The following is a 10,855-nucleotide window of genomic DNA, read 5'->3' on the forward strand; positions in this document are numbered from 1 at the left end:
CGTCTTATTTAATCAATACGCTTTTGTATTTAGGTAAGTTTTTAAGCACGATACCTGTACCTCTTACTACAGCTCTTAATGGATCTTCTGCAATATAAACAGGTAAGTCTGTTTTTTGAGATAATCGCTTGTCTAAACCTCTTAACATAGATCCTCCACCTGCTAAATAAATTCCGGTATTATAAATATCTGCCGCTAATTCTGGAGGAGTTTGAGATAAGGTCTCCATAACAGAATCTTCAATACGTAAAATAGATTTATCTAAAGCTTTTGCAATTTCACGAAATGAAATCTGAACTTGTTTTGGTTTTCCTGTTAATAAATCACGTCCTTGAACACTCATGTCTTCTGGAGGTAATTCTAAATCTTCAGTTGCTGCACCAATTTGAATTTTAATTTTTTCAGCAGTTCTATCTCCAACATATAAGTTATGTTGTGTTCTCATGTAATAGATGATATCGTTTGTAAACACATCACCTGCAACTTTTACAGATTTGTCACATACAATACCACCAAGTGCAATAACTGCAATTTCAGTGGTACCACCACCTATATCCACAATCATGTTTCCTTTTGGTTGCATAATATCTACACCAATACCAATAGCTGCAGCCATTGGTTCATGAATTAAGTATACTTCTTTTCCGTTTACACGTTCACACGATTCTTTTACCGCACGCATTTCTACTTCAGTAATCCCTGAGGGAATACAAACAACCATTCGTAAAGCAGGGTTAAACCAGCGCTTCTTTAATGCAGGAATGTTTTTAATAAACATGCTGATCATTTGCTCAGAAGCATCAAAATCTGCAATAACGCCATCTTTTAACGGACGAATAGTTTTAATATTTTCGTGCGTTTTTCCTTGCATTAAGTTGGCTTCTTTACCAACTGCTATAATTTTTCCGCTTATGCGGTCTCTGGCTACTATCGATGGATTGTCAACAACAACTTTATCGTTGTGGATTATCAGTGTATTTGCGGTTCCTAAATCTATGGCTATTTCTTCCGTTAGGAAATCAAAAAATCCCATGTGCTATTCTTAATTATTTGGGTTATTTGTATCTTATTCTAAAGACTATCTGTAAAAGTAGTAAAATATACGTTATTTATATGTTTAAAGATGTTTATTGCTAAACTTTTTTTATTTTTCTTTCACTTTACTTATAAAATAAATTAGATAAGGGCTTTGGCAAAAAAAAAGAACCCAAAATTAAGATGGTTTGCATCTCTATTTTGGGTTCTAAAATGAAGTTTTCTAATGTTTAAAATGACGTGTTCCTGTCATAACCATAGCTACGTTATTTTCATTGCAGTAGTCTATACTTAATTGGTCTTTTATAGAACCTCCTGGTTGTATTACTGCAGTTATACCAGCATTATCTGCAATCTCTACACAGTCTGGAAACGGGAAAAATGCATCACTCGCCATTACCGATCCTTTTAAATCAAATTTAAAGGATTGAGCTTTGTGAATCGCTTGGTTTAAGGCATCAACACGACTGGTCTGACCTGTTCCGCTAGCACATAACTGTTTGTTCTTTACTAAAACGATTGTATTAGATTTTGTGTGTTTACAAATTTTTGATGCAAATATTAAATCGTCTAACTCATTTGAAGTTGCCGTTGTTTTTGTAACTGGTTTTAAACCTTCAAGTGTGTCTGTAATATTGTTTCTATCTTGAACTAAAACACCATTCAAACAACTTCTAACGTTGGTTTGTGGCATCTCTATATCTTTTAAAATTAAAAGGATTCTGTTTTTCTTTCCTTTTAATATTTCTAAAGCTTCAGGTGCAAATGAAGGCGCGATTACGACCTCACAGAATAATTTATGAATCTCTTCAGCAGTGGCTACATCAATTTCAGAATTACTAATTAAAACTCCTCCAAAAGCTGAAACAGGATCGCCTGCTAAAGCATCTACATAAGCTTGGTGTAAGGTGTCGCGTTGAGCTAAACCACAAGCGTTATTGTGTTTTAAAACAGCAAATGTTGGTGCATCGTTTTTAAATTCTAACATTAAGTTTACGGCCGCATCAACATCTAAAAGGTTATTGTAGCTTAATTCCTTTCCATGTAATTTTGTGAAAATTTCATCAAAATCTCCGAAGAAAAAGCCTTTTTGATGGGGGTTTTCACCATAGCGTAAAACTTTACCATTATTTTCTGATATTTTTAAAGTCGGAATTTCTTGGTTTTTATTGAAGTAATTGAAAATTGCAGAATCATAGTGAGACGATACATTAAATGCTTTTGCCGCAAATTGTTTTCTATCATCTTCTGATGTTTCACCGTTTTTAGTTTCTAATAACTCTAAAAAATCAGCATAGTCATCAACAGAAGAAACACAAGTAACATCGGCATAGTTTTTAGCTGCTGCTCTAATTAGAGAAATACCTCCAATATCAATTTTTTCGATAATATCTTGGTTGCTCGCTCCAGAAGCAACTGTTTTTTCAAAAGGATATAAATCAACGATTACTACGTCGATTTGTGGAATATCAAATTCTTTCAATTCAGCAATATCACCTTCGTGGTTCTGACGGTTCAAAATACCTCCAAAAACTTTAGGATGTAATGTTTTTACGCGTCCGCCAAGTATAGACGGATACGATGTTACATCTTCGACTGGTACGACGTTGATGCCTAAGTCTTTAATGAATTTCTCAGTGCCTCCTGTGGAATAAATCGTAACGTTGAGGTCGTTTAATTTTTTTACGATTGGTGCTAATCCATCTTTACTAAATACAGAAATTAGTGCTGATGAAATGGTTTTGTTATTCATAATGTTGTGTTGTGGTTTAGATGCTGCAAAAGTACGGATATTCAAAAAGAAAATCTCGATGCAAAAACTAGTTTCTTTAAGTTTTTTGTAACAATATAGTGTTGAAAACGTCCTATCTTTAAAATGTTTAAAAACAAACCTTGCATGCTGGTCTATTTACGTTTACTAAAAGAGAGTTTTTCATTCGCTATAAATGCACTTCGTACTAATAAACTCAGGACATTCTTGTCGCTTTTAGGAGTTACGGTTGGGATATTTTCTATTATAGCTGTGTTGGCAGCCGTAGATTCACTTGATAAAACCATTCAAGGTCAATTAAGTTCGTTGGATAGTAATACCATGTATTTGGCTAATATGTCTTTTGGACCAACAGATGTGCCACGTTGGCAAAGAGAAACCTTTGATGAGGTGTCTTTTAATGAATACAAAACTATAAAATTGTCTATAGCTGATGCAGAGCATGTGGCTTTACAGTTATTTGTAAAACGTGAAAATATTAGATACGAATCGGAATTGGTAAGTAGTGTTAATACGGTTGTGGTATCACATGAGTTTATCGATATTCAGGTTATGGAATTTGAAAAAGGCCGTTTTTATAACGAATCCGAATCTAATTCTGGAAGACCTGTTGTAGTTATTGGTTCTGAGATTTCAAAATCACTTTTTGGAGAACTTGAGCCTATTGGAAAAAAAGTGCGCCTTTATGGTCAGAAATTTACGGTTATTGGAGTCGTTAAAAAAGAAGGCTCAGGCTTATTTGGAGATAGTAATGATGTTTCTATTTTTCTTCCTGCTAATTATGTGAGAAATAGATATGGAGATAATAATCCATTTATGAAGTATATCGTTATAATTAAGCCAGAAAAAGATGCTGATATTGAAGGTGTAAAAGCTGAAATTACTCAAGTAATGCGTAATAAAAGAGGCTTAAAGCCAGATGAAATAGATACATTTTTTATAAGTGTTATTTCTGGTTTACAAGATGTTATAGATACGATTATTGGAAGTCTAAACTTAATCGGGTGGGTTATTAGTGGTTTTTCTCTTTTAGTTGGAGGTTTCGGAATTGCCAATATTATGTTTGTAAGCGTTAAGGAGCGTACTAATCTTATAGGTATTCAGAAGTCCTTAGGTGCTAAGAATAAGTTTATACTATTTCAGTTTTTATTTGAAGCGGTTATACTCGCTGTAGTTGGTGGATTGGTAGGATTGTTTTTAGTGTGGATAGGAACTATAATTGGAAGTAATCTTACCGAAGATTTTGAATTTGTGCTTTCACCTCAAAATATGGCACTTGGATTTTTTATATCTTCTATAATAGGTTTGATTTCTGGAGTGATACCTGCATTAACGGCATCACGATTAGATCCTGTAGAGGCTATACGAACTGGAATGTAATTTCGTACGACCTCAATATTTAATATATAATTTCTAAAAGAATCTTTATTGGATAACCTTTACTCAGTTTAACTATTGTTATTATGGTTTTATTTTAATAAAGAAGAAACTTCTTTACAAACAAACTCTAAAAAGCGCTCGTCTGCTTCTGTAAAAGGATCTGGTGTATTAGAGTCAATATCTATTTGACCTACATTTTCATTATTTAGAAAAATAGGAATCACAATTTCAGCTTTAACTGTAATACTACAAGCGATATAATTATCTTGAGCAGTCACATCTGGAACCACAAAATTTTGATTACTTATAGCCACTTGCCCACAAATACCTTTTCCAAACGGAATTATGATATGATCTGTTGGCTCACCAACGTATGGTCCTAATTTTAATTCGTCTTTGTCTCCATTTTTAAAGTAAAAACCAACCCAATTATAATAACTTATATTTGCTTCGAGAGTTTCGCAAATCTTTAATAGGCGTTGATCAACACTAAGGTTGTCTTGTGCTACAATCGATTTTATTTCAGGTTTTAAGTCGTGTAAATTCATAGGTGTAAAAAACTTTTTGCAAAAGTATCTAAAATACACTGTTTTAAAATGCGGTTTTTATAAATTTAACAACAAACTAACATTAGGAATTTTTGAAGGCGCTTTTAGTAAAATATAAATCTGTAATCCGTTTTATCGTTACTTTTTTGGCGGTATATGGTGTTTTGACTATTGGTTATAATGTGTACTTAAATGTATCTCATGGTTCTGTGTTTTACCCAGATTATTTAACCAATTTGGTAGCGGAACAAACCAATGCTTTATTAAATGGTTTGGGTTATGAAGCGAGTATTACGCCACATCCCAATGAACCTTCAATGAAAATTATTATCAATGGAAAATACGTAGCTCGTGTTATAGAAGGTTGTAACGCTATAAGTATTATCATTTTGTTTTTATCTTTTATAGTCGCTTTTGCAGGCAAGCTTAAAACCACTTTATTATATGGGTTAGCTGGTAGTATTATTATTTATGCTTTCAATTTAATTCGAATTGTAATTTTATCAGTAGGACTCTATCATTACCCTTGGAGAAGAGAGATTTTGCATACCGTTATTTTTCCAATGTTAATTTATGGTACTGTTTTTTTGCTTTGGATGGTTTGGGTGAATCGATTTTCTAAAAAAGCGAAGTCGAATGCGTAAATTAATCACCTATAGTTTCGTCGGAGTATTGCTACTGTTCTTAATCTTAATTAGGGCTTATGAAGACGTGCTATTTTACGATCCGTATTTAACGTTTTTTGAAAATGATTATTTGTATTTGGATAGTCCAAGACGAGAAATAGCAAAGCTAGTCTTGTTTACAACTATACGTTATGTTTTAAATACTATAATCTCTTTGGGGATTTTGTATCTCATTTTTAAAGATAAAAGTATTGTCAAGTTTTCTGTATTGATTTTTGCCGTGGCTTATGTTTTATTGCTGATTCCATTTTTATATTTTGTTATAAACCCTAATCAGGAAGATTACTATCTGTTCTTCAATATTAGACGTTTTTTAATTCAACCTATTGGCTTAATTCTACTTTTTCCGGCTTTCTATTACTATAAATTGAATCGTTAATAATTTATCAATAGCATATTATAATTCAATATTTTCGTAAATTCGTGCTGTGAAATTTTCATACCTACATAAAACAATTTCTTTCGCATTATCATTTTTGGTATTGTTCTCTACATTATCATTAACTATTGATAAGCATTTTTGTGGCGATGTTTTAATTGATGTTGCAATCTTTTCCGAAAGTAAAAATTGTGGAATGGATATTTCAAAAACGGAACAGACAGACGTCATTGAAAAAAGCTGTTGTAAAAATGAAATAGATGTCATTGAAGGCCCTTCAGATTTAACTATCAATTCTTTTGAAGACCTAGAATTTAGTTTACAACAGGTCTTATTTGCCTATAGTTATTCTTACATCAATCTTTTTGAAGGATTGCCAAGCTTGGTCATCCCTCATAGTGATTACTTACCACCAACATTAGTTGAAGATATTCATCTCTTAGATGAAGTTTACCTTATTTGATTCAGTTATAACCCTTAATAAAAAAGGATGCACATATTTATGTGTAAATAGTTATACCTGAAATTCAAACAAATGAAAAAATATTTATTTATAAAATTTATGTTCTTGTCGCTAGTGTTATCTGCGCAAGAGCAATTAAAAGGCGTCATTTTAGAAACAAGCAGCGGAAAAGAAATGCCATTATCTGGCGCAAATGTATATTGGTTAGATTCGTCAATAGGAGCCATTACTGCTGAAGATGGCACCTTTACTTTACCATATAAGTTTTCATATAACGAATTAGTTATTAGTTATGTGGGGTTTAAAACGGATACGGTAATCGTAGATGAAAACAAGTTTATTAAACATGTTCTCCAAGCAAGTGATGAGCTAGATGCTGTAGAGATTACATCGCGTAAGCAAGCGACACGAAAATCGTACTTACAAGCATCAAATACGTTTACCGTCACAAGCGATGAACTATTAAAAGCAGCATGTTGTAACTTGGCTGAAAGTTTTGAAACTAACCCGTCAATCGACGTTAACTTTGCCGATGCTGTTACTGGGACTCGACAAATAAAAATGTTGGGTTTGACCTCACCTTACATACTAATTGCAACCGAGAACATTCCGGCTATTAGAGGAGCATCTCAAGCTTATGGTTTAAGTTTTATTCCTGGGACTTGGGTAGAAAGTATTCAAATTACCAAAGGTACAGGTAGTGTCGTTAATGGTTTTGAAAGTATTGCAGGACAAATAAATGCAGAGCTCGTTAAACCTACAACAGATGATAACTTATTTGTGAATCTTTATGGTGGTTCTAACGAACGCTTAGAACTTAACACACATTTCAACACCAAAGTATCTGAGAAGTGGAGTACAGGGTTGTATTTACACGGAAATACACATCAAAAAAAGCACGATGTTAATGATGATGGTTTTATGGATATGCCAATCTATAACCAGATTAATATAATGAACCGTTGGCAATACACCAATCCTGAAAAAGGCTTCGTTTCTTTTATTAATTTGAAATACTTAAATGATGAAAAACAAGCTGGTCAAGTCAATTTTAATCCTGAAACAGATCGCGGAACAACTAATTTCTGGGGAAGTGAAATTAATTCAGAACGCTTTGAGGTAACTACAAAATTAGGTTACGTGAATCCTGAAATTCCGTATCAAAATCTTGGGCTTCAAATGGCATTTAGCCACCATAATCAAGACTCATATTTTGGGTTGAATCTTTATGATATTGAACATAATAGTTTTTATTCCAATTTAATTTATAGTTCCATTATTGGAGATTCTCGTCACAAGGTAAAAACAGGATTAAGTTTTACCTATGATCATTTTGATGAGCTTGTAAACACTACTAATTTTGAAAGAGTAGAGAACTCTGTTGGAGGTTTCTTTGAGTATGCATACGATAATTTAGATAAACTAACCATGACGGCTGGTGTGCGTGTGGATCAGCACAATAGATTAGGCTTTTTTGTAACACCGCGTTTTCATTTACGATATACGCCTTGGGAAAAGTCAGCCTTAAGATTCTCAATAGGAAGAGGGAAGCGAAGTGCTAATATTTTCGCTGAAAACCAAAATATGTTTGCGAGCTCGAGACAAATCAACATTTTAAATTCAGGTGGGAAAATTTATGGATTAGATCCAGAAATTGCATGGAATTATGGTGTAAGCTATTTACAAGGTTTTAATCTGTTTGATAGAAAGGCAGATGTAACTTTTGATTTTTATAGAACTGATTTTCAAAACCAAGTTGTTGTAGATTGGGAGAATCAGTATGAAGTCAATTTTTATAATTTAGAAGGAGATAGTTATGCTAATAGTTTTCAATTTGAATTTAATTATAATGTTTTTGAACATTTCGATTTACGAATGGCTTACAAGTATTATGATATTCAAACGGATTATACTTCTGGTAAATTAGAAAAGCCTTTAGTGCCAAAGCATCGTTTATTTGCAAATACGTCTTACGAGACTGAAGTCAAAACTAACGGTGCACATTGGAAATTTGACGCCACCTATAATTGGTTAAGTGCGCAGCGTTTTCCAAATACGCAATTAAGCACTCCTCAATTTCAACTGGCTGATGAAACACCAACTGTAGGAACGTTAAACTTGCAAGTCACCAAAGTGTTTTCTCCAAAATTTGAAGTATATTTAGGAGGGGAAAATGTAACCAATGTGAGACAAGACGACCCTATTGTAAGTCCAGATAATCCATTTGGTTCAAATTTTGATAGTAATTTTGTGTATGGTCCAATTTTTGGAAGTCTATATTATGCAGGCTTACGATTTAGAATACAGTAGCGAATTGCAGAAGAAGTGTCCCTGAAAATTCGGGATTATAAATAGAAATTAAATTTAATATGAATAGATTCCTGCTTCTGCAGGAATGACAAAAAACAAAACAAGATGAAAAAAGTAATTTTAATATTTACATTATTAGTAATGACATTAGCTTTTGCACAAGACAAAAACAAAAAAGCAAGCATAGAAGTAGATGGTGTGTGTGGTATGTGCAAAGAACGCATAGAAAAAGCAGCCATTAGAACCAAAGGTGTAAAATCTGCAGTATGGAATGTTGATACACACGAGTTAAAATTGATCTTCGATGAGCGTAAAACAGATGTGAAAACCATTTCTAAAAGTGTAGCTACTGTTGGCCATGATACCAAGGAAATTAAAGCAACTGATGAACAATATCATTCTGTGCATGCTTGCTGTCTTTACCGAGATGAAGATGTTAAGAAAGACCATGAAAAAGGAAAAGAAGACGGAAAATAAAATAGAAGCCTGAATTTAGATTCAGGCTTTTTTTATGTTCTTTTTTTATTCTTATAAAAATGAAAAATCTTTTATGGTCATTCGATAGTTTAGAAATTTCCAACGAAATTCGTGAAGTTCTTGTAAGGTTAGAATTAACTATTTTTGAATTATTAAGAATAGAGTATTGCTATATGGAAATAGACCAAATTATTGATGATATTTACCCCCTAACAATTAAATCGAAACACTTAATAAAAGCGTCGATAATTGAAACTAAATGTCATTTTTATCATTAATTAAACGATCTCTTTAAATTGTTTAAGATATTTGACCTTTAATAATATTTTTTTAAACCGGGACATTTAAAGTTGGATTTAGCTGTAAAAACATTTAAAAAAAATCAAGAATGAATTGGATACTATTAATAATTGCAGGACTTTTTGAAGTGGCCTTTGCAGCTTGTTTAGGAAAAGCTAAAGAGGCAACAGGAACTGAATCAACCTATTGGTATATCGGTTTCTTAGTTTGTTTAGTCGTAAGTATGTTGCTTCTTATAAAAGTGACACAAGTATTGCCTATTGGTACAGCATATGCGGTTTGGACGGGTATCGGTGCGGTCGGAACTGTATTGGTTGGTATTTTGGTTTTTAAAGAACCAGCAACACTATGGCGGCTATTTTTCATTACAACATTAATTGCCTCAATTGTTGGTCTGAAGGTAGTTTCGCATTAAACGTATAAATATGAATTCTTACTGATGATATTTTACTAAAAGCTTACTAAAAGATTTTTTTAGAATTAATGACGCTATGTTTTAAATTTATTTTAAAACTGAATCAATCTCAATAATGAGTAATGTCACAACTTTTTATCCATGATTTGTGGTATCTTTCTTATCATTAAATGTTTAATTAAGCGCTGTCAAGGTTTTTAAAATGTACCTACCATACCAATAGTACCTAAGCCTGCGCTTATACGCCAGCTTATAGTTTTAGGTTTAGAATCAGTATAAAATTTATTTTTATTCATAAAATTGTCAATACCGTCTACAACGACTACACTTAGAGCCATCCCTAATCCAACATCGCTCAACCAATGCGCGTTTGCCCATAATCTTGAAATAGGAGCAATGGCACCAATTGTATAAATGCTAGCTTTAGCCCAAAAATCCTCAAATTGCTTAGCTACAGCGTGTGCCATGGTGAAAGATAAAACACTATGACCAGAAGGAAATGAGTGAAAACCAGCTTCTTTACTAAATGGCTCAAATTTGTTATGGTTACCACTGTTAGGTCTTGCTCTTCCTACAACGGTTTTAGATATCGATTGAATGACTCCAGTTGTTATCGCTGAAGAAAATATCAATATGCCTGTATGGCGTACTTTTTCATTATCGGTAAATAGCCCAAAACCATAAATACCAGTGGATACTAAAAAGAAGTTTTGAGGGCTTCCAAAATAACGACCAAAGTCTTTGAAAACCTTTGGGGCACCACTTCCTTGTTTTAAAAAGATACCATTAGCTTCTTGGTCACTTAAATACAATAAACCAGTTCCTGCAAAAACACCTCCAGCAGTTAAGAAATCATCGCTTTTCCAATGTAGTGGACTTGTAAAAGAATGCCCAACACTCTTAAGTGTAACGCTAATATCAGACTTAAAATTACTCCAAGTGTTATTAACTTGGGTTGAGGTGGAGTCTGTTTGAGAAAAAGTGGGGATCGATACTAATGATAGTAAATAGAGAATTATGATGTTTTTCATTTGAAAAGCTGTAGAATTTAAATGTAATACATAATAAAGCCTTTGATTTTCATCAAAGGC

General features: G+C 33.0%; 11 protein-coding genes. 7 read left to right on the forward strand and 4 right to left on the reverse strand.

Annotated elements, in window-relative coordinates:
• Positions 1–4 precede the first annotated feature (4 nt).
• Together ADIWIN_RS03995 and purH are read right to left on the reverse strand one after the other, a co-directional pair.
• Positions 5–1,033, reverse strand: coding sequence for a rod shape-determining protein (locus ADIWIN_RS03995; protein WP_020895387.1), 1,029 nt, complete (start codon positions 1,031–1,033; stop codon positions 5–7).
• 225 nt (positions 1,034–1,258) lie between these two features.
• Entirely contained in the window at positions 1,259–2,788 is a 1,530-nt protein-coding gene (gene purH / locus ADIWIN_RS04000) for a bifunctional phosphoribosylaminoimidazolecarboxamide formyltransferase/IMP cyclohydrolase (RefSeq protein WP_020895388.1), read from the reverse strand.
• 144 nt (positions 2,789–2,932) lie between these two features.
• Here purH and ADIWIN_RS04005 point away from each other — a divergent pair, with 144 nt between their 5' ends.
• Positions 2,933–4,186, forward strand: a complete 1,254-nt coding sequence (locus ADIWIN_RS04005; protein ID WP_040756505.1) for an ABC transporter permease — start codon at positions 2,933–2,935, stop codon at positions 4,184–4,186.
• Between the two features lie 89 nt (positions 4,187–4,275).
• Here ADIWIN_RS04005 and ADIWIN_RS04010 read toward each other — a convergent pair whose 3' ends face one another.
• Complete coding sequence (locus ADIWIN_RS04010; protein WP_020895390.1) at positions 4,276–4,734, reverse strand: XrtF-associated fRMsr-like GAF protein; 459 nt, start codon at positions 4,732–4,734, stop codon at positions 4,276–4,278.
• A gap of 92 nt (positions 4,735–4,826) precedes the next feature.
• Here ADIWIN_RS04010 and xrtF point away from each other — a divergent pair, with 92 nt between their 5' ends.
• The 6 genes from xrtF to ADIWIN_RS04040 all read left to right on the forward strand — a co-directional run bounded on the left by xrtF (position 4,827) and on the right by ADIWIN_RS04040 (position 9,764).
• On the forward strand, positions 4,827–5,378 hold the full coding sequence (gene xrtF / locus ADIWIN_RS04015; protein WP_020895391.1) for an exosortase family protein XrtF: 552 nt from the start codon (positions 4,827–4,829) through the stop codon (positions 5,376–5,378).
• Positions 5,371–5,799: an exosortase F system-associated membrane protein gene (locus ADIWIN_RS04020; protein ID WP_040756481.1), complete on the forward strand. Its 429-nt coding sequence runs from the start codon at positions 5,371–5,373 to the stop codon at positions 5,797–5,799. The genes xrtF and ADIWIN_RS04020 overlap by 8 nt, the downstream gene beginning before the upstream one ends.
• 49 nt (positions 5,800–5,848) lie before the next feature.
• A complete protein-coding gene (locus tag ADIWIN_RS04025) occupies positions 5,849–6,262 on the forward strand; it encodes an HYC_CC_PP family protein (RefSeq protein ID WP_051155399.1) in 414 nt (137 codons plus the stop codon).
• 72 nt (positions 6,263–6,334) lie between these two features.
• Positions 6,335–8,572 (forward strand): TonB-dependent receptor, encoded by a 2,238-nt coding sequence (locus ADIWIN_RS04030; protein WP_020895393.1) that lies wholly within the window; start codon positions 6,335–6,337, stop codon positions 8,570–8,572.
• A 105-nt stretch (positions 8,573–8,677) separates the two neighbouring features.
• The gene (locus tag ADIWIN_RS04035; RefSeq protein WP_020895394.1) at positions 8,678–9,049 is read left to right on the forward strand and encodes a heavy-metal-associated domain-containing protein; all 372 of its coding nucleotides are present in this window, start codon (positions 8,678–8,680) and stop codon (positions 9,047–9,049) included.
• Positions 9,050–9,437: 388 nt separating this feature from the next.
• Entirely contained in the window at positions 9,438–9,764 is a 327-nt protein-coding gene (locus ADIWIN_RS04040; protein WP_020895395.1) for a DMT family transporter, read from the forward strand.
• Positions 9,765–9,961: 197 nt separating this feature from the next.
• On the opposite strand, the gene ADIWIN_RS04045 is transcribed toward ADIWIN_RS04040, so the two are convergent.
• Positions 9,962–10,855 (reverse strand): phosphatase PAP2 family protein (locus ADIWIN_RS04045; RefSeq protein WP_051155400.1); only part of this gene is annotated, 894 nt, incomplete at its 5' end.

This window comes from Winogradskyella psychrotolerans RS-3 (assembly GCF_000427335.1).
GTDB lineage: Bacteria > Bacteroidota > Bacteroidia > Flavobacteriales > Flavobacteriaceae > Winogradskyella > Winogradskyella psychrotolerans.

Bases quoted from the DNA above. Each gene is read 5' to 3' on its own strand.
- ADIWIN_RS03995 (WP_020895387.1), bottom strand. From the start codon at position 1,033: ATGGGATTTTTTGATTTCCTAACGGAAGAAATAGCCATAGATTTAGGA.
- purH (WP_020895388.1), bottom strand. From the start codon at position 2,788: ATGAATAACAAAACCATTTCATCAGCACTAATTTCTGTATTTAGTAAA.
- ADIWIN_RS04005 (WP_040756505.1), top strand. From the start codon at position 2,933: ATGCTGGTCTATTTACGTTTACTAAAAGAGAGTTTTTCATTCGCTATA.
- ADIWIN_RS04010 (WP_020895390.1), bottom strand. From the start codon at position 4,734: ATGAATTTACACGACTTAAAACCTGAAATAAAATCGATTGTAGCACAA.
- ADIWIN_RS04020 (WP_040756481.1), top strand. From the start codon at position 5,371: ATGCGTAAATTAATCACCTATAGTTTCGTCGGAGTATTGCTACTGTTC.
- ADIWIN_RS04030 (WP_020895393.1), top strand. From the start codon at position 6,335: ATGAAAAAATATTTATTTATAAAATTTATGTTCTTGTCGCTAGTGTTA.
- ADIWIN_RS04035 (WP_020895394.1), top strand. From the start codon at position 8,678: ATGAAAAAAGTAATTTTAATATTTACATTATTAGTAATGACATTAGCT.
- ADIWIN_RS04040 (WP_020895395.1), top strand. From the start codon at position 9,438: ATGAATTGGATACTATTAATAATTGCAGGACTTTTTGAAGTGGCCTTT.